General features: G+C 65.9%; 22 protein-coding genes. 2 read left to right on the top strand and 20 right to left on the bottom strand.

What is annotated here, in order from left to right:
• Positions 1-13: 13 nt before the first annotated feature.
• From HZF03_RS09440 to HZF03_RS09395, 10 genes are all read right to left on the bottom strand, one after another.
• Complete coding sequence (locus HZF03_RS09440; protein ID WP_119018629.1) at positions 14-925, bottom strand: DUF2163 domain-containing protein; 912 nt, start codon at positions 923-925, stop codon at positions 14-16.
• Positions 926-1,217: 292 nt separating this feature from the next.
• Positions 1,218-3,044, bottom strand: a complete 1,827-nt coding sequence (locus tag HZF03_RS09435) for a DUF262 domain-containing protein (RefSeq protein WP_119018630.1) — start codon at positions 3,042-3,044, stop codon at positions 1,218-1,220.
• 112 nt (positions 3,045-3,156) lie between these two features.
• A complete protein-coding gene (locus HZF03_RS09430) occupies positions 3,157-3,795 on the bottom strand; it encodes a TIGR02217 family protein (protein ID WP_119018631.1) in 639 nt (212 codons plus the stop codon).
• A 139-nt stretch (positions 3,796-3,934) separates the two neighbouring features.
• Entirely contained in the window at positions 3,935-4,528 is a 594-nt protein-coding gene (locus tag HZF03_RS09425; protein ID WP_119018632.1) for a phage tail tape measure protein, read from the bottom strand.
• The gene (locus HZF03_RS09420) at positions 4,525-4,728 is read right to left on the bottom strand and encodes a rcc01693 family protein (RefSeq protein ID WP_012495439.1); all 204 of its coding nucleotides are present in this window, start codon (positions 4,726-4,728) and stop codon (positions 4,525-4,527) included. The genes HZF03_RS09425 and HZF03_RS09420 overlap by 4 nt, the downstream gene beginning before the upstream one ends.
• Positions 4,725-5,042 carry a gene transfer agent family protein gene (locus HZF03_RS09415; RefSeq protein WP_012495438.1) on the bottom strand — a complete coding sequence of 106 codons (318 nt, stop codon included), beginning with the start codon at positions 5,040-5,042 and terminating at the stop codon, positions 4,725-4,727. Before HZF03_RS09415 ends, HZF03_RS09420 begins: the two co-directional genes overlap by 4 nt.
• Before the next feature lie 9 nt (positions 5,043-5,051).
• Positions 5,052-5,459: a phage major tail protein, TP901-1 family gene (locus tag HZF03_RS09410; protein WP_119018633.1), complete on the bottom strand. Its 408-nt coding sequence runs from the start codon at positions 5,457-5,459 to the stop codon at positions 5,052-5,054.
• A gap of 12 nt (positions 5,460-5,471) precedes the next feature.
• Positions 5,472-5,882, bottom strand: coding sequence for a DUF3168 domain-containing protein (locus HZF03_RS09405; protein WP_119018634.1), 411 nt, complete (start codon positions 5,880-5,882; stop codon positions 5,472-5,474).
• On the bottom strand, positions 5,879-6,199 hold the full coding sequence (locus HZF03_RS09400; RefSeq protein ID WP_119018635.1) for a head-tail adaptor protein: 321 nt from the start codon (positions 6,197-6,199) through the stop codon (positions 5,879-5,881). The genes HZF03_RS09405 and HZF03_RS09400 overlap by 4 nt, the downstream gene beginning before the upstream one ends.
• Positions 6,196-6,756, bottom strand: coding sequence for a head-tail connector protein (locus HZF03_RS09395; protein ID WP_119018636.1), 561 nt, complete (start codon positions 6,754-6,756; stop codon positions 6,196-6,198). Before HZF03_RS09395 ends, HZF03_RS09400 begins: the two co-directional genes overlap by 4 nt.
• A gap of 64 nt (positions 6,757-6,820) precedes the next feature.
• Between HZF03_RS09395 and HZF03_RS09390 the strand changes: the two genes are divergently transcribed.
• Both HZF03_RS09390 and HZF03_RS09385 read left to right on the top strand, forming a co-directional pair.
• Positions 6,821-7,588, top strand: a complete 768-nt coding sequence (locus tag HZF03_RS09390) for a S1 family peptidase (protein ID WP_119018637.1) — start codon at positions 6,821-6,823, stop codon at positions 7,586-7,588.
• A gap of 82 nt (positions 7,589-7,670) precedes the next feature.
• Positions 7,671-7,982 (top strand): hypothetical protein, encoded by a 312-nt coding sequence (locus tag HZF03_RS09385; protein ID WP_011157400.1) that lies wholly within the window; start codon positions 7,671-7,673, stop codon positions 7,980-7,982.
• 19 nt (positions 7,983-8,001) lie between these two features.
• Here HZF03_RS09385 and HZF03_RS09380 read toward each other — a convergent pair whose 3' ends face one another.
• The 10 genes from HZF03_RS09380 to HZF03_RS09335 form a co-directional block, all read right to left on the bottom strand.
• Positions 8,002-8,280 carry a hypothetical protein gene (locus tag HZF03_RS09380; protein WP_119018638.1) on the bottom strand — a complete coding sequence of 93 codons (279 nt, stop codon included), beginning with the start codon at positions 8,278-8,280 and terminating at the stop codon, positions 8,002-8,004.
• Positions 8,281-8,377: 97 nt separating this feature from the next.
• On the bottom strand, positions 8,378-9,733 hold the full coding sequence (locus HZF03_RS09375) for a DNA-packaging protein (RefSeq protein ID WP_420853852.1): 1,356 nt from the start codon (positions 9,731-9,733) through the stop codon (positions 8,378-8,380).
• Positions 9,615-10,532, bottom strand: coding sequence for a hypothetical protein (locus HZF03_RS09370; RefSeq protein WP_119018639.1), 918 nt, complete (start codon positions 10,530-10,532; stop codon positions 9,615-9,617). The genes HZF03_RS09375 and HZF03_RS09370 overlap by 119 nt, the downstream gene beginning before the upstream one ends.
• A gap of 264 nt (positions 10,533-10,796) precedes the next feature.
• On the bottom strand, positions 10,797-11,651 hold the full coding sequence (locus HZF03_RS09365; RefSeq protein WP_119018640.1) for a DUF3037 domain-containing protein: 855 nt from the start codon (positions 11,649-11,651) through the stop codon (positions 10,797-10,799).
• Positions 11,648-12,451, bottom strand: coding sequence for a HipA family kinase (locus tag HZF03_RS09360; protein ID WP_338111544.1), 804 nt, complete (start codon positions 12,449-12,451; stop codon positions 11,648-11,650). Before HZF03_RS09360 ends, HZF03_RS09365 begins: the two co-directional genes overlap by 4 nt.
• A 358-nt stretch (positions 12,452-12,809) precedes the next feature.
• Positions 12,810-13,181, bottom strand: coding sequence for a DUF2019 domain-containing protein (locus HZF03_RS09355; RefSeq protein ID WP_119018642.1), 372 nt, complete (start codon positions 13,179-13,181; stop codon positions 12,810-12,812).
• A complete protein-coding gene (locus HZF03_RS09350) occupies positions 13,178-14,071 on the bottom strand; it encodes a M14 family metallopeptidase (RefSeq protein ID WP_119018643.1) in 894 nt (297 codons plus the stop codon). The genes HZF03_RS09355 and HZF03_RS09350 overlap by 4 nt, the downstream gene beginning before the upstream one ends.
• Before the next feature lie 280 nt (positions 14,072-14,351).
• Positions 14,352-15,605, bottom strand: a complete 1,254-nt coding sequence (locus tag HZF03_RS09345) for a phage major capsid protein (protein ID WP_107346530.1) — start codon at positions 15,603-15,605, stop codon at positions 14,352-14,354.
• A 168-nt stretch (positions 15,606-15,773) separates the two neighbouring features.
• The gene (locus HZF03_RS09340; RefSeq protein WP_119018644.1) at positions 15,774-16,451 is read right to left on the bottom strand and encodes an HK97 family phage prohead protease; all 678 of its coding nucleotides are present in this window, start codon (positions 16,449-16,451) and stop codon (positions 15,774-15,776) included.
• A 123-nt stretch (positions 16,452-16,574) separates the two neighbouring features.
• Positions 16,575-16,751 (bottom strand): hypothetical protein, encoded by a 177-nt coding sequence (locus tag HZF03_RS09335; RefSeq protein ID WP_165858128.1) that lies wholly within the window; start codon positions 16,749-16,751, stop codon positions 16,575-16,577.

The following is a 16,751-nucleotide window of genomic DNA, read 5'->3' as shown; positions in this document are numbered from 1 at the left end:
GATATGCGGACCGTTAGACGTCGCCGCGCAGCACCGGACCGATCGGCTCGCCGGTGTTGCCGGGCGCGCCGGGCACCGGATAGCTGACGACGAAATCGTTGCCGGGGATCTGCGGGAAGCCGCGGAAATTGTCGCTGTTGCCGAAGCGGTCGCGGCAGGTCGCAAACAGCTTGTCGCAGCCGGCAGTGACGACGAAGCTGTCGCCGGCCGCGATCGGCTCCGCCGTCACCTGCCACAGCGACAGCCGCACCTCGCCGCCGACGATGCGGTGCTGCTTGATCTCGACCGCCGCGCCGGCATTGGCGCCGCTGCGCCAGCTCAGCCGGCCGGCGGTGAACAGGCCGGGCGCAAAGCCGTCGAGCCCGGAGACCGTGATGGTCGACGTGCCCGGCGCCGCGACGACACGCCCCTCGCCGCGCCGCGCCGGACTGCCGAGATCGACACGGCAGCGCGCATCGCCGAGATCAGCGCTGCAGCTCGCGGTGTAGAGCCGGCCGGTCTCCTGCGACAACAGGTCGGCGAGTCCACGCAGTTCCGCGGTGAACGCCGAGCCCTCGCGCCGCACCTCGCCGAGCGTGCCGCGCGCGGTCAGTCCCCGCAGCTCGGGCGCACTCCAATCCACCAGCCAGCTCTCGATCGCCGCCGCGTCGAAGCGCCCGGCGGCGAGATCCGCCTCGCGCAGCAGATCGTCATCGAGCGCACCGGAAATCTCCGCGCCATCGACCGACAGATCGAACCGCTGCGACGCCTCCGACGCCGAGAACCCGGTGCCGGCGCGGCAGCTCACGCCCTCGATCACAAGGTCGCGGTCGTGATCGGTGAAGCCGAGCACCGTGCCGTCGCGCCGTCGCACGATCCAGCACTGCGCCAGCGTGGTCACGCCGGCATCGAGCCTGGCCTGCAACGCGGTGGGAATGGTGAGCATGGGGGACCTCCGTGCGACTCTGGCGATCCACAAGTGGGTCTCGGCCCGATCTGACGGGGGCCGACCGGACGTTCATGACCTCACGCGCTTGTCGTCCAGACCTGCTCGTGAGTTGTACCGATTGCCTCGCCGGCACTCAGTCCCCATTAGCGCAGGTGCCGCGAAGCGTCATCCTTCCGCATGCCAGTATGACGTATCGCCAAGCTTCCTTGACGGCGATGAAGCTGGCGGGACAACCACGGCAATGAGGAGCAGAAGTGCTATTCTTTGGATGAAAATCCCAAATTCGACGTCAAGCCGCCGATGACTTCGGTGCACTTGCAGATTCGGCGCCACTTCCGCCCAACAATAAAGCAATCTGAGATTGAAGAGATCTACGCCGCCTCTGGTAGAAAACCTCAAAATCTCCGAGCTTCTCTGGGAGTCCTTCTAACATGTGGAGATAGATATATTTCTCGCGACGCAGGTCATCCGGCTCGCGCATGCGCAGCCAGTCCGCAGGCATCATCGCCAATTTCTCTTGATTGATAGCTCCTTCAATCAACTGAAGATTTGGCAAAGTGTTAGCTTGCTCAGACCACTCTTCTATTGCGGCTTCTTGCACGCCCTCAGCAAGCAAAAGGCGCCGTTTAAACTTCGAAATAGGAACAATATGATCCATGTGTAACGACTTGCTGGTATCCACTGTCTCGAAGATCAACGTTAACAAGGCAAACGTTCGCGAATCGCCATAAGGCAATTCGACGAGATCATCAAGTTCGTCAGGGGTAAAGCTCAAGGTCTTACCTCGCCTCGCCATCTCCTCTTCGATCTGGGTTGCAGGGAATGCGTTTGTACCCTGCGTTGCAACAACCTCGCGGAGCGAGGTTAGGAGAGTATCGAGACCCGACCCCCAAATGCCCGACGCCTTAAGATATGAGCGAGCCAACCAGCGCAGAATATTACGCCGATCATCCGAGTGTCGGGAGTGTGTAAGAAAATCCTGCTGTGCCTTTCGTTTAAATAGATAATACGCAATCGGCAGTAGTGCGCTGTCGGCTCTAAGCGTCTGCCCGGTGAATCCAAAATTAGACACGAGTCGGACGGTAAGATCGAGCGCCTGCCTGATTGCGGGCCACGCTCTCTCAAGAGTAGCCATATTGGTCCGATCAAAATTCTCGACCTTAAAACCAACAGACTTTATTTCGGCCAGCATGAGGCCGGCCTTCAGAACGAAATCCTTTGAGAATGAGAATCCGCCGCCTACGCCGTTTAAAGCATCGACGATCTCATTGACTTCGCGCCTTGCATCAAGCTCCGTCCAATTTGCCACCGCAATTGAGAACAAAAGATCCGAATAAGAAAGGACCGTTCCACCGGAGTTCATCCGTATAAAGATGTCGAGTACACGGCCAAGATCCTGAACGCGCTCAGTGTAACAAGAGATCAGAGGCGTCTTGTGCACCAAGCGATGGAGAAGATCGAGGCGTTCAAACGCAACTGTTTGCTGATCGCGATTTAATTCGTGCTGTTGAACCCGCTCGAAAATACCAATTCCTTCCTTGAGCTGCAGCGAATCTCCCACACGAAACCAAATATGGTTCTCGGCCGGCCTGCTCTGCTCTGCAGCTTTTTCGAGCGTGAGAAAGCGAAAATCATAGACCATACCATCTTCTTGTTCAGCTCCTTCACCAAGAAGATCCAGGTGAAGGAAGGTCTCGGGATAGGCTTGATTGTTAGACCTTCGCTTGTTTGGAAGTTTCATCGCACGGGAGCCGGCCAAGCCGATGTTTAAAGCTGTGAGCCGTTGCTGCCCATCAAGTACAGCTATCACTTGCCGATCGCCAAGCGCTGGCAACTCGCGACAGGTCTTTGCGTCACGCTCATGATAACGTCGCATAAACTCGTAAAACTTGAACTTCGATGCAGTTGAACCTTCGATCTGCCAGAAGAGAAAAGTCCCGAAGGGATAACCCCGCATCATCGAGTCAAAGAGACGACATATCTGCTGATCGCTCCATACGAACTCGCGTTGAATTGCTGGCAAAACCCAGCGGCTCTGATGGATCTCATTGAGAATGGATTTCAGCGGAAGATCGAGAGTTTGATATACAGGCAGCAGGTTCTGAGAAGCGGTCATGGGACGCCTTAAAAAAAGAGCGCTCCAACACTACTTCATCTCTCGGTTGCGAACCAGAGCATATCGCATCTGTATGACTGCCCTCTGCACTTTCCTCCCGCGGTGCCTCTTTTCACACCCTGATCTCGACCAGCGGGATCTTCGGGATCGCGCCGGCGGCAAACGCCGAGAGATCGACTTCGAGATAGTCGGTGTCGAACCGCACCGGCACGTCGAACTGAAAGCCGGCGGTCACCGCGGCGCCGGACGGCGGCAGATGGCCGGGCGCGAAGGTGACGACGCCGGTGGCGGGATCACAAGCGAACGCGGCGGCCGCGGCTTCGGCACCGCCGACTGCGACGCGCACGCTGCCGGCGACCGGCTTAGTGATGGTGCGCACATAGGGCGCAAAACCCGCGCCGTAGGTCTTGACGAGTTGATAGCTGGCGCGCGTGCCGTCGCCGATGCCGATGCCCTGGTCGAGCGGCGACACCGGCGCGCCGGGCGCGGCCGAACTGCAGTCCATCCGGTCGCGCCAGCGGAAGCCGGTGAGCGGGCCGCGGCGCTCTTCGAAGAACGCCACAACCTGCTGCAGCGCCTCGAACGTCTTGACGCCGTAGCCGGCGTCGTAGCGCCGCCGCGAGTCCGCCCAGCGCGCGTTGCGCTGTTCGCGGCCCGAGCCGAAGCCGACGATCTCGGTGCGCCGCTCCGGCCCGCCGGCGCTCTTCAGCGCGACATCGAGCGGGAACAGGACTTCGTGGAATGGGGTCATGCGATCGGTCTTTCATCGTCATTGCGAGGCGCACCCGGATCGGCGCGACGCGCCGTCCGGGCACAGGCTCCGCGACGAAGCAATCCCGCTCAATGCACGGAGCTGGATTGCTTGGCTGCGCCCGCAATGACCGCGCGAGCTACAAGCCCCGCTGCCCGCGCGCGACGGCACGGGCGATCTGGCCGGTCAGATAGGTCTCGGAGCGGCGGAAGCTGTCGGCGTCGGGCGTGGCGATCTGGATGTTGACGGTGGTGGCGCCGCCGCTGGAGGCGACGCCGAGCCGGCCGTCGGCGCCGCGCGCCAGCGGCAGGATCGCCTCGGGGCCCGCTTCACCGGCGAGGCCGACGCCGCCGCCGAGCATCGGGAAGTAGGTCGGCGTGCCGATCACGCCGCCGGTCGCGAACGGCTTGATGGCGCCATCGGCGTTCTTGACGAGCGAGCCGCCGAACAGGCCCGAAAACAGGCTGTCGAAGCCGGTGGCGAGGCTCGTGGTCAGCGGCTTCAGCGCCGCCTTCAGCGCGAGGTCCGAGACCTTCAGCGCCAGCGACTTCAGCACGTCCTCGAACTGCTTGCCGCCGGTGACCGATTGCGCGAACGCCGAGGTCATCGCGCGCGCGAAGCCCTTGGCTTCGCTGCTCAGCGCCTGGGTCTTGGTGGTGAGCTGGTCGACCTTCTGCGTGGTGTCGTCGACGCACGCACAGTCGCAGCCTTCGCCAGTGCCGCTGCCGGTCATCGCGTCGGTCCTCGTTGATCCGGATAGCGCCGCATCAGCTCGTCGAGCGCGGCGCGGTCGAGCGGCGCCGTCGCGCCGCCGCGCAGGCCGGCGATCGCGGCGGCGAGTTCGCGCGGCGTCATCCGCCAGAACTGATCGGGCGGCAGCCGCAGCACACCGAGGCCGAGCTGCATCGCCTCCGCCCACGGAAACGGCGTCACGCCGCCGCCTCGCCGAACGTCGCTGCTAACAACTCGGCCGCGATGCTGGCATAGCCGGCGGCACCGCCCTTCACCGTCATCGCCGCGACCTCGTCGTCGCGCACCGCCTCGCCGGCGCCGCGCAGGCCCGCGGCGATGATCCGGACCAGATCGCGCGCCGACAGATGCCCGCTGCCGAAGCGCTGCGCGAGTGCGACGAGATCAGTGGCGGCGAACGCGGCTTCGAGTTCGGCGAGCGCGCCGAGCGTCAGCACCAGCGTGCGGGTCTGGCCGCCGAGTTCGGCTTCGATTTCGCCGCGATGTCTGTTGGCCATGGTGTCCTCCTAGATGGCGACGAAGCCGAGCGCGCCGGCGCTCTCCAGCGTCAGGTCGAAGGTGACTTCGCCGTTGTGCTCGCCGGCGAATTCGAGGCTGGCGATCTGGAACGGCCCGGTGATGCTGCCGAAATCCGGCACCACCACCTGGCAGTCGCTGATCAGCCCGCTGAAGAACGCACTTCGCACCAGCGCGTCGGAGCCCGCATCCTTGAACAGGCCGCGGCCGGAGATCGAGGCGCGGCGAACGCCGGCGCCGGCCAAAAGCTCGCGCCAGCGGTCGGCGGATTCGGCGTGGGTGATATCGACCAGCTCGGCGTTGAACGCGATCTTGCGGCTGCGCAAGCCGGCGACGGTGACGTAGCTCGTGCCATCGTGGATCTTGATGAGCAGATCCTTGCCCTTTTGTGCGCCCATGCGCGGCTCCTGCTAACTAATGGGTTCGGTGACGGCGCGAAATCGCACCAAGGCGTGATAGGTGCGGCCGTCGGGCTCGCGGCGGATGTCGGCGAGCGCGAACCGCAGATTGACCAGGCGATGGCCGGACGGGGCGAGCGGCGCATCATCCAGCGCCTGCAGCAGCGCGCCGGTGATGAGGTGCGCCTCCTTGTGGCCGCCCTGCCGCGACCAAGCGTGCAGTGTCAGCTGATGCTCCTGGGTCGGCGCATCGTCGGCGGAGACATCGCTGATCCGCGCTTCGCCGAGCGTGACGAACGGAAACGCCGGCTCGCGTGGCGGCTCGTCATAGATCCGCGGCCCGCCGAGCGCGGCGAGCAACGCGGTGTCGCTGGTGAGCGCGTGGTGGATCGCCGCGCGCAGCGCAACGCTGGCAGGGGTCATGTCTGCTCCGTCTCGGCGTCGATTTCGAGCAGCGCGCCGCGCGCGCGGCTGCGCCAGGCGATGATGCGATACACACTGTCGCCATCGGCGAGCCGGTGCGCGCGCGACAGCGCCACCCCGGCGCGCAGCGTGATTTTTGCGCGCAGCACGGCGCGGCTATCATCAGCCGCGACGCCTTCGCGCGCCGCGAGCGGCACGACGCTGGCCCACAGCACCGCCTGCGCCGCAAAACTCCGCACCACGCCGCCCTGCCCGTCGTCGGTCTCGACCGGTGCCAGCAGCGTCAGCCGGCGGTTGAGGCGGCCGGGATCGATCACAGCGCCACCGCGCGATAGCCGGCGATCATCGCGGCGACGCCACCCGGCAGCAACGCAGCGCCGGCAGCGCCGCCGCGATTGTCGTACCACTGCGCCGCCAGCGTCCGCACCGCATGGCGCAGCGGCGGCGGGACATCGTCGGGCGCGGTGCCGTAGCCGAGCTCGAGGTCAAGCTCGATGCCGGCGATGGCCCGCCCCGGCTCCGGCAGCGCCCAGGGCGGCGACGCGATCACGCCGCCGGCGAGGTCGAGCACGAAGCTGTCGAGATCGAGGCCATGCGTGTAGCCGCGCTCGTCATAGGTCCGCACCGCGATCAGCGCTCGCAGCGGGCCGCCGCGCAGCAAGATGCGGCCGTCGCGCGGCCAGGCATCCAGCACCAGCCGCCAGCGCTGCGCCAGCAGCATCTTGCAGGTACTCGCCTCGATCTGGGCGCGCGCTGCCGTCAGCAGCGAGGCGATCACCGCGTCGTCGGCGTCGTGCTCGACGCGCAGGAAGCTCTTCAGATCAGTGACGGTCCACGGCTCGGCGGCCGGCCCGGCCAGCAGCAGCATCGGCATGGCGGTTCCTCATGATGGTGATCGGCGATTGACAGCGCCGCGGCGGCGGGCGAAACGCGCCGCCATGATCCGCACGCTCACATTCGGCTGTCTGTTCGTCGCCGCGCTGGCCTCACCGGCCGCCGCGATGGTCGGCGGCGCCCCGGAGGCGACCGGCGCGCTCGGCCGCGCTTTGGTCACCATCGTCGGCTCGCGCGGCAATTTCTGTTCGGGGACACTGATCGCGCCCGATCTGGTGTTGAGCGCGGCGCACTGCGTCGGCCCCGGCGCGGACTACAAGGTGGTGCAGTACGACGCGCAGCGGCAGCCGAGCCTGCGCGATGTCGCCCGCGTCGCCGCGCATCCGCAGTTCGACATGGGCGCGATCCTCGGCCACCGCGCCAGCGCCGACGTCGCGCTGCTCAAGCTTGCCGCGCCGCTGCCCGGCAAGGCGCCGCTGCCGATCGCGGCGCCGGAGGATCCGCTCGCCGCCGGCCAGGATTTCACCGTCGCCGGCATCGGCGTCACCCGGCGCGGCGACGGCAAGAGCGGCGGCACGGCGCGCAGCGCGACGCTGACCGCGACCGGCCGCCCCGGCCGCTTGCAGATCCGCCTCACCGATCCCGCCGCCACCGACGGCCGCGCCGGCCTTGGCGCCTGCACCGGCGATTCCGGCGGGCCGGCGCTGCAGGCGCAGAACGACCGGCTGGTGGTGGTCGGCGTGGTGTCGTGGTCGACCGGCCCCGGCAACACCGCCGGCTGCGGCGGCCTCACCGGCGTCACCCCGCTGACGCTGTACCGCGACTGGATCGCCCGCACCGCGCAGAGCTGGGGCTCGGCGCTCAGCCGATAGCGGCTCCCGCAGGCACGGCGTTGGTTAATCTTTATTAACCATAATCGCCCACCCTCGCGGCATCTCACCCTGGAGTGCCGCCATGTTGCGTGTCGTGCTGTTGCTGCTGATCGCGTTGCCGCTGGCCCAGCCGGCGGCGCGGGCGGCCGATCTGCCGATGCACAGCAAGATCGGCAAGATCTTCGCCGAGCCGCAACCGAAGCCGCGGGTGCGGCAATCGCTGGAGATGGAAAGCGGCTCGCCGGTGTATGCGCCGGAGGTCGACGTGCCGCCGATCGTGCACGGTTACTACGGCAAGCCGCGCTCCTATCTGTACCGCAGCTATTACGGCACCGATCCGAACCTGATCTTCGGCCGCCTGCCCTACGCCTGCGGCTGGTACGGCTACTGCTGAGCGCGACGCGCGCGCCAGCTCAATGCCGCGGCGCGCGGTGCCGCCGCTTCGGCCCCGGCCGACGCTCGGGATGCGGATAAGCCACCAGCGGCGCGGCGAACGGCTGCGCCATCGACGGCCCCGGCTGCTGCTGCAGCCGCTTGCGGGATTCCTGCAGCGCGCGCTGATAGCCCGGCGAGTCCATGATGTTGGCCGCGCCGCCGCGAGCCAGCGCCGCGCCGCTGCCGGCCATCAGGCCTGCGCCGAGCGCCGCAGACCCCAGCGCCAGCGCCATCATGATCGTGATCGAACGGCTCATGCGTCACCTTTCCGCGTTGATGGTGCAGCAACCCGTCGCCGCCCGCGATGGTTCCGCCGCCATGCCGTCGCACCAGACCATCCACCCTACTCCGCGCTCACAGCATCCGCATCCTCGGGCCCCCGGCATGGGCGCCGCCGACGAGCGCGGTGATCGCCCACACCAGCGCGTCGAGCCGGTCCGGCGAGTGGCCGGAGGATAGCCCGGTGGGTGCGAAATCGCACATTTCGTCTTCGAGCAGCGGAAAGCAGCCGACGTGCCGCACCCGGCCCTGTTCGTACAGCGCCGCCACCGGTTCGGCGCGGACGAATTTGGCGCGGCTGGCGCGCACCTCGCGCACCGGGATCGCCGCGTCGGTCTCGTGCAGCACCGCGCGCACCATCTCGCCGCCCATGTTGACCTCGGCGATGATCGCATCGGCCTCGAGCCGGTGATACAGCGCGATCGCGCGCGCCGCCCAGGCCGCCGGCGACAGCCGGTCGCTGGAGACGTCCTCCAGCACGTAGTAATCACCGCCCGCGCTACGCCCCGCCGCGACGATGCCGCAGGCATCCGCGCCCGGCCGCGACGAGCCCGGCGGATCGATCGCCACCACGATCCGCACCAGCGGCGGCGCCGCCGCGACGCGGGTGCGCTCGATGGCGGCGCGCGACCACAGTGCATCGGGGCGGTCCTCGATCAGTTCGCCGTCGAGCTCCTGCCGGCCCTGCCGGGTGCCGGCATAGCGCGCCACCACGGTTTCGAGAAACGCCGGCGACAGATGCGCGGCGTTGGCGCGGGTCGGCGCCCGCGTCACGCGGGTATGCGGATCGGCCAGCAGCCGCTTGATCAGCGGCAGCGGCCGCGGCGTGGTGGTGATCAGTTGCCGCGGCCGAGCGCCCAGCCGCAGCCCGAATTGCAGCATGTCGAAGCTGGCTTCGGCGTAGCGCCATTTCGCCAGCTCGTCGCACCACGCCACCTCGAATTGCGGGCCGCGCAAGCTATCCGGATCGTCGGCGGAGAACACCTCGCCGACCGCACCGTTCGGCCATTGCAGCCGCTTGCGGGTGGCGATCCATTCGGGGCGCTCGCGGCGCGGCGTGATCCGCAGCAGGCCGGATTCGCCTTCCACCATCACTTCGCGGGCGTCGTGCCAGCTTTCGCCGACCAGCGCGATCCGGCCGTGCGGCCGCGACGCATAAGGCGGCGTGCCGGCCACCATCGCCCGCACCCATTCGGCGCCGGCGCGGGTCTTGCCGGCGCCGCGGCCGCCGAGCATCAGCCAGGTGGTCCACGGCGCGCCGTCATTGCCGGCGTCCGCAAACTCCTGATGCGGATGCGCGAAGGTGGCGAAATCAGCCTGCAGCCGGACCAGGTTGCGCAGGCTGGCCTGGCGCAGGAAGCGCTCGGTCAGTCCCGCCGCCGACAAACGTTTCAATGCGGCGCGCAAGCTCCAGACGGAATCCATCGGCATCGGCGGGCATCTCGTCATCGGCGGCGCTGAGCGCGCGTTCGGGATCGCGAAGCTGGCGGACCTTGAACAGAGTCTGCGTCAGCGCCGCCAGCGTGCGGGCGATCCGCTCGGCCTCGACCGCGCGGTGGCCGCCGAGCGTGGTGTCCTCGCGCAGGTTTTCGACCTTGCGGAGCTGAGTCTCGACCGCGCGCTCCAGCCGCAGCGCCAGCGACAGCGCGGCTTCGGGCGCTGCAGGCGCGGCCGGCTCCGGCGCCACCATCTCGGTCGATGCGTTGTCTGTCACGGCGCTCGCCTCCGCTTCGCACTCCACGGCCTGCGCCGGCGGCGGCAACGCCGCGACCGCCTCGCCGGCCTCCGCGGCGCGCGCCTGCAGCAGGGTCGCGGCGGCCTTGAGCTGCATCTGCAATGTCTCCGGCAGGTCGCGCGGCGGCCGGTTCTTGCGCAAGCACCAGCCCTGCTGTTCGGCGAGCCGCTCAATCGTGCTGCGATCGGTGCGGACATCCGCGGCGATGCTCTCGACGGTGTCGTCGCTATCCTCGTAGCGCTGCCGGATATACGCAATCATCTCGTCGGAAAACCGGAAGGCCCGCGGCACCGGCGTCAGCCGCGGCCGGCTCCACCGCAAGGCCCAGCCCTCGCTCTCCGCCAGCTTGCCCAGGCAGCGCCGGTTGGTGCCGAACCGCGCCGCCACGTCGGCCAGAGGCACGTCGGTCTCTTCATAAAGCCGCCTCGCCTCCGCCAGCCCCTCAGGCGGAAACCCGCGCGGCAGGTAGCGGCGCGGCGGAGGATCATCGGGCATGGCGATGGCTCCGGGAGGGGAGATCGGGAAGATGAGTGCGCCGAGAGCCACGTCGTAAATGGCAGGAGATGGCACTACTCGGACTGTCAGCACCTAGTCGGCTAGAGGTGTCGTGTCCTACGAATGTAAACTCGTAGCCGCCAAGACCGCATCCGCCTCCCCGTCGGACGGAACAGCGCCGCGTTGGCGGCTAAACTCATACCACTGTCCCACAACAAGATTCTTGGAGAGCCCGGCGTTCTCGCCCCAATGGTCGAGTTGCGCTCACGCTTCAGCTCTGTGATCCCGCACTTCGTTTTCTATTTGCTCGACAAGTTGATCAAGCTCGCTCTCTTCGAAAATCTCTGGATGATTGGGAGCCTGTTCGAGGATGGAGATCGCGCTCCGAAACGCGTCTTGAAGTGTCGGATTCGACGGAGCTCCAACGATGAAGTGCGGTTTGAAGGGCTCGGTCTTGCCGCCGGCGACCACGGCGGACAGATGACCGAGCCACTCGCGAGCCTTGGTCTTGATGCCCTCAGCGTCGGCGAGGTCGAACGACAACGGCTCGTAAACATGCCACTGGCCGTTCTTCCAAGCGTGTCGAAAGACAATGTCATCCACTCCGCCGGTGATCGACTTCTCCTGAAGGTGCTGTGCGAGATTGCGCTCCTCGAGCTTCTGCCGCACCGGACGCCATACTTCATCGTCTGACCGACGAACACGGTGATGAGTATCGTATCGCGCGACGAATCTCTCAAAAAGCCTAGTCAGCGTCTCGTCTGGGCTGGCGGTGATCCCGGTTCCCGGCGGCGACCATTGCAAGGAGCTATCGTCGGGAGGCAGCGCGCGACGCGCCAGCACCGATGCATCGCCGTCGCTCTTCAGCAGACCAGATTCCCTCTCGCTCTTTGCGACGAGTTTGAGCCCATTCCGAACAGCAGCCATCGACGATACAAACGCCTTGCGGTCGATATCGGGAAATACGCCTTTCAGACGCCCAATCGTTCCTCGCAATTTGAAGCTGACGAGCCCGGTCGAGGGAATAAACAGCACCACGCCGACGTTGACGAATTCGCCGGTCAGCACGTCGTGCACGTATCGGAGCAACGTGTAGCTGTATGCTGTCTTATCGGTCATGAGAGCACCCGCTTCACTTCTTCCAACACGGCGTCGATATGGTCACGCGCCTCACGAATGAGATCTGCTGCACGCGCAGCGGCACCGGCCACATCCACCCATTCGACCGGAAGGACCTCTTGATAGTCCTTGATCTTGTCATCCGACAAGCCCGCCCACGCATCGCGGATAGGATCGAAGTCAATGGCTCGCCCTTTCAGGCCAGCACGAAAGATATGATTTCCATTGGTTTCCATCCATTTAAGCCCGCCCAGCACCCACGGAGGCCGCCAGCCGACCATCAGGTCGTGCGCGAACGCAAACTCGTGATCAAAAATCCGCAGCTCCTCGCCGCGGACGAGACAATTCGGATTGTCCACCTTGCGGTCGGGGTTCTGGACAATACCGTCGAAAACGAAGATGGCGGCCGCTATGGGCAACATCGCATCTGAAATGGAGTTGCCAGGCGACCAAACGCCGAACTGGCCAGTCACCACGCGGGACCCGAACGCAACCGGGGAGCTCCCGACCACTCTTGCTCGCTGATCCGCGGGAAGACATGCCGCCCACTGAGGGAGAATATCGATCAAGAATGGTTCAGGCACAGGCAATCCAAGGTCGCCTGCAAGACATGCCCCTATCACCTCACGCGCCAGATTGACATTGCCTTGTTCGCAACCACGCGAGAACTTTGCAACGACTTCCACGATGGAGCCATCTGGCGCCTCGCAGGTAATAAAAAGCGGGCCAGTCTTCCCGCGCGTTGCTGGACGATCATACTGGATAGGCGAGATGCGTCTCAGCAACGGTGGACCCCACATCAGTAGCGCCGATAGGCTACGACGTCCGCGGCCGTCCACCAACCGACCAAAATACCAAAGAATCACAAAGCAATTCTAGAGATATTAGCGGCGCATACGAACTGACGGAAACACGATTGATGCAATGATCGATTTTGGCAAAGCTCGGACTGGACGGCCAGTTCGTAAGATCCGGGCCGCCGCTAGTTGTGCGGACAATTCGATCATATTGATTCGCCGAGAGTTGGAGGTTCGTCATTCAGCGATCGCTGATATTCGACTTCGTTCTTCGATGAGACCTACGTTCTAGCCAGGTACCACGTATCTCGTAGCTTGCACGTGACATGGAGCCGATTTTGCTCAGGCTCCAACGTGCCCCTCATTTCGGCTTGAACGTCCCATCATCCAGAAAGGACAGGCACATGCCGGCGTCGCCGGCTTGCGGAAACCATTTCGAGGATGCGATCGCTTCGAGTTGCTGGCGCGCTTCCATTGGCGCGACGGCGAGCGTGAGCTTTGCGGCCTGAAGCCGCACCTGCATATTGGGGTATTCGAAAAGGCTCAGAAGCGCGGTGCGCTGGTCGCCGTCGCGCGACTTCAGCTCGTCCGCAATCTCGGTCATCGCGCCGAACAGTCGGTTAAACCTTGCGATCTGGTTGCCGAGCAAAGCTTCGTCCTGTCCGACCACGATCTTCGCAAACAGAGCCACAAGCTCAGGCGTCGCCATCTCGTGGAGATCCTGCTTCCTCATGGTTCCAAGACTCCAAACATCCGCAGCGCTCTTAAGCCCACTTTGCGACGCGTTTCCCAATCCTTGCCACGGAGGAAGTTCCTCGGAGACAAGCCGTCAAATTCTGTGCTTCGCGCAGAATACCATCCAGTGATTTGATAGTGCTTCAGTCGTGGGACGCTGACCAGATTTGAAGGATCGTTGATCTGCGCCCAGCTATACCCATCCAGCTTCGCCGCCATTACCTCGTTGATGTGGTGCACATCATAGCCTGGGCGCACTTGACCCACACCATTCATGAGCTCCTGGAGCGGCTTGGGGGCGTCGCGCGCAGCTAGGATAACATCGTTCCAATCGCGCAGCCATTCCACACTTCGCATCGAACCTTCGTAGAGCGCTCCGGCAAGACCTGAGTTTCGAGCAAGCCAATCGGCTGCAGCTCGGAAATACGTCGTCCGTTCTGCACTCCTGCCGGGCTTCGTCTGTGGGATCTCCGGCGGCTGTTCTGTGGGCGTACCCGGATCGGGATCGCTTCCGACTGGAAGATCACCGGCAAGGAGAACGCCAGTTCGGATCCGTCGCTGGGCAGCAATACCGAATAGACCGGGATACTCTCTACTGGCTTCCGATCCCGCGACACCTCCCACTCGTGCCGCGTTACGGACATTGTCTAACTCGCTCGGAGACCGCCAGCCGCCACCATCTCTAGTCCATTGACCGCCATCCGGGTTGCCTGCAGGCACACGGGGCTGGTTCGGACTGTACTTGAAGGCAAGTGCAGGAAATGCCTGCACAGGATCCATCTCCCGAGCCAGGAAACGCAACACATCATGGCGCACCCAGCGATCACCGTTCGGGTGCAGCCACCGCTTCTGCTGATGGCGTAGCCAAGCATCGTCTTGTCGAGACATGCGAGGTCGTCCATTGTCGGCTATCAACGCTGAAAAGAACGACGCTGGGGCCACAAGACGAGTCTCGTAGAGCGACGAGCGCCAGACATTGCTGCCCGCCCATCAAGCCCAATTGAGATCGGGACGTGACTGAAGCATCTGGTGACGCACAGTGCTCCTGGTACTCGGTGGGTTACGGCGCTACGCGCCTGCCCCGAGCATCCGATCGCAGCGCCGTGCGTGGGTCGCCCTCACCCCGGCCCTCTCCCGCAGGCGGAAGAGGGAGAACCGGCGCGGCGCCTCAGCTCGCCGCGAACTTCACCAGCTTGATGGCGTCGAAGTCCTGGACGCCGCCGCCGACGCGCTTGGTGGTGTAGAACAGCACGTAGGGCTTCGACGAATACGGATCGCGCAGTACGCGCACGCCCTGGCGATCGACGATCAGATAGCCGCGGCGGAAGTCGCCGAACGCGATCGACAGCGAATTCGCCGCGATGTCCGGCATGTCCTCGGCATCGGCGAGCGGGAAGCCGGCGAGGCTGGCGCGGCCGCCGGCGGTGACCGGCGGCTGCCACAGATAGGCGCCGGAGGAATCCTTGAACTTGCGGATCGCCGCCTGCGTCCGCCGGTTCATCACGAAGCTGGCGTTCTGGCGATAGCCCGGCCGCAGCGCGTAGATCACGTCGATCAGCACGTCGCCGGGCGCGGTGGCGGCGAACGCGCCGGCGGCGCCGGTCGAGATGGTGCCGAGCTTGCCCCAGCTCCAGGCGCTGTTGGCCGCGGTCGGCACGGCGAGGAAGCCCTTCGGCTTACTGACGCCGTCGCCGGACACGAAGGCGATGCCCTCCTGCTCGGCGAACGCCTGGTCGATCTCGCCGGCCAGCCAGTCGTCGATGTTCACTGCAGAGTCGTCGAGCAGCGTCGCGGTCGCGGCCGGCATCGCGTACAGCTCCATCGCCGGAAACGACAGCGCATCCAGCGACGGCGCATTGGTCTGCGGCCGGGCGTCGCCCTCGCCGACCCAGCCGGTCGCCGGCCCGGCGGTGACGAACGGCTTCTTGTACACGCCGCCGGAGATCTCGCGCACGGTCGACAGCGAACGGATCGGCGAGATCGCGGCGAGCCGCGAACTGATCGACTGCTCGAGCTCGGTCGGCACCAGATAGCCGCCGTCGGGCGCCGAGCCCGCCGACAGCGCCTTGGTCTCCAGCCGGCGCAGGCTGGCGGCCTCGCCGGTGCGCACATAGGCCTCGAACGCGCTCTTGTGCTCGCGCTGATCGGCGGCCGGCTGCGGCCGCTCCGCCGCAAGCTGCGGCCGCGCCGCCTTGAGCGCGAGCTCGTCGAGCCGGCGCTGCTGATGATCCAACGCGGCGTCGATCCGCGCCAGCTTCTCCTCGGCCAGCACGTCGCCCTTGCCGGTCTCGATCGCCTTCAGCCGCGCGTCGTTCTCGGCCTTGTAGTCCTCGAACGCGCGCATCAAGGCATCGAACACCTGCTGCGCATCGTCGCCGGCAAAGCCGGCCTTGGTCTCGGGAGCATGGTCGAACGTGGTCATCGGCTGGTCCTTCGTGGGGGATGGAGTGTTTGTTGCGATCGGGCGCGTCGCCCCGCGCCGCAGCCGGCCCCCTCTCCCCGCCCTCTTGCGGGGAGAGGGCTGGGGTGAGGGGCAAGGCACGGCGGGTGTTACTTGGCCCCCGGATCGGCGGTCGGGCCTGCGCACGGCTCAGCTGCGCCGGCTGATACTCGCCAGCGCCTGTTTGCGGCCGGCGCGGGTGGACAGCGTCGCCGCGATCCTCCCGCGCCGGATCGGCGATGCCGGTGCCTCCGCGGCATCGCCGGAACGGATCGCTGCCGCGTCGTGGACGCGGCGCCACGCCGCCTCCGCCGCGACGCGCTGCGGCGAAGGCCGCGGCGTCTGCTTGACGGTGGCGATGCGCGCGCCGTTCAGCAGCGGAAAGGTGACGATCGAGATCTCCCAGAGATCGACCTGGTACAGCCGCCGCACCCGCGTCCGCGGGTCGATCTGGCCGCGCACGGTGCGATAGCCGATCGACAGCCCGTCGATCGCGCCGGCGCGCAGCAGCGCCAGCAGCTCGCGGCCGCGCGCCACATCCGGGATCAGCCGGCCGCGGGCGCGTAAGCCGCGCAGATCTTCCGCCAGCTCCAGCCAGACGCCGACCGGCTCGGCGGGATCGTGCTGGAACAGCATCGGGATCTTACGCAAACCGCGCTGCTTCAGCGTCTGGGTGAAGGCGCCCGGCATCACCATGTCGCGGGCCTGGTCGATCTCGCCGAACAGGCTGGCATAGCCGTCGATGCTGCCGTCCTCGGCGAGCGACAGCCGCGCCGGCAGCGGCGCAGGCGAAAGCAACGGGGCGAGCGCAGGCGACGGGGCAAGCATGAGCGGCCTCGCAAGATACGAGTGAGTGCGGATGGCGATGGTGGAGAGCGTGGTGGTGAACGATGTCGGTCGCGGCGGGTGCCGCTGGTTCGCGGCGGTTACTTCGCGGGTTTTACCGAGCGGTTACTTCGCCCGCTTGGCCGACCGCTTGCGCGGCGGCTTGGGCGCAGCGCGCCGTGGCACCGGCTTATGCTGCGCGCCCGACAGGTGCGCCAGGAATTCGCGGAAGATCGCCTGTGGATCGCGCGCCGACTTGGTCTCGGCGTGGCCCCGGTTCAGCACAGTCGACAGCCGCTGCAT

Source organism: Rhodopseudomonas palustris, assembly GCF_013415845.1.
Classification (GTDB): domain Bacteria; phylum Pseudomonadota; class Alphaproteobacteria; order Rhizobiales; family Xanthobacteraceae; genus Rhodopseudomonas; species Rhodopseudomonas palustris_F.
Note: the sequence above shows the minus strand (reverse complement) of the source record. Positions and strands in the feature narration are given on the sequence as shown.

Coding starts and splice junctions, on each gene's coding strand:
- HZF03_RS09440 (WP_119018629.1), bottom strand. CDS start 925: ATGCTCACCATTCCCACCGCGTTGCAGGCCAGGCTCGATGCCGGCGTG.
- HZF03_RS09435 (WP_119018630.1), bottom strand. CDS start 3,044: ATGACCGCTTCTCAGAACCTGCTGCCTGTATATCAAACTCTCGATCTT.
- HZF03_RS09430 (WP_119018631.1), bottom strand. CDS start 3,795: ATGACCCCATTCCACGAAGTCCTGTTCCCGCTCGATGTCGCGCTGAAG.
- HZF03_RS09425 (WP_119018632.1), bottom strand. CDS start 4,528: ATGACCGGCAGCGGCACTGGCGAAGGCTGCGACTGTGCGTGCGTCGAC.
- HZF03_RS09415 (WP_012495438.1), bottom strand. CDS start 5,042: ATGGCCAACAGACATCGCGGCGAAATCGAAGCCGAACTCGGCGGCCAG.
- HZF03_RS09410 (WP_119018633.1), bottom strand. CDS start 5,459: ATGGGCGCACAAAAGGGCAAGGATCTGCTCATCAAGATCCACGATGGC.
- HZF03_RS09405 (WP_119018634.1), bottom strand. CDS start 5,882: ATGACCCCTGCCAGCGTTGCGCTGCGCGCGGCGATCCACCACGCGCTC.
- HZF03_RS09395 (WP_119018636.1), bottom strand. CDS start 6,756: ATGCCGATGCTGCTGCTGGCCGGGCCGGCCGCCGAGCCGTGGACCGTC.
- HZF03_RS09390 (WP_119018637.1), top strand. CDS start 6,821: ATGATCCGCACGCTCACATTCGGCTGTCTGTTCGTCGCCGCGCTGGCC.
- HZF03_RS09385 (WP_011157400.1), top strand. CDS start 7,671: ATGTTGCGTGTCGTGCTGTTGCTGCTGATCGCGTTGCCGCTGGCCCAG.
- HZF03_RS09380 (WP_119018638.1), bottom strand. CDS start 8,280: ATGAGCCGTTCGATCACGATCATGATGGCGCTGGCGCTGGGGTCTGCG.
- HZF03_RS09375 (WP_420853852.1), bottom strand. CDS start 9,733: ATGCCGATGGATTCCGTCTGGAGCTTGCGCGCCGCATTGAAACGTTTG.
- HZF03_RS09370 (WP_119018639.1), bottom strand. CDS start 10,532: ATGCCCGATGATCCTCCGCCGCGCCGCTACCTGCCGCGCGGGTTTCCG.
- HZF03_RS09365 (WP_119018640.1), bottom strand. CDS start 11,651: ATGACCGATAAGACAGCATACAGCTACACGTTGCTCCGATACGTGCAC.
- HZF03_RS09360 (WP_338111544.1), bottom strand. CDS start 12,451: ATGTGGGGTCCACCGTTGCTGAGACGCATCTCGCCTATCCAGTATGAT.
- HZF03_RS09355 (WP_119018642.1), bottom strand. CDS start 13,181: ATGAGGAAGCAGGATCTCCACGAGATGGCGACGCCTGAGCTTGTGGCT.
- HZF03_RS09350 (WP_119018643.1), bottom strand. CDS start 14,071: ATGTCTCGACAAGACGATGCTTGGCTACGCCATCAGCAGAAGCGGTGG.
- HZF03_RS09345 (WP_107346530.1), bottom strand. CDS start 15,605: ATGACCACGTTCGACCATGCTCCCGAGACCAAGGCCGGCTTTGCCGGC.
- HZF03_RS09340 (WP_119018644.1), bottom strand. CDS start 16,451: ATGCTTGCCCCGTCGCCTGCGCTCGCCCCGTTGCTTTCGCCTGCGCCG.
- HZF03_RS09335 (WP_165858128.1), bottom strand. CDS start 16,751: ATGCAGCGGCTGTCGACTGTGCTGAACCGGGGCCACGCCGAGACCAAG.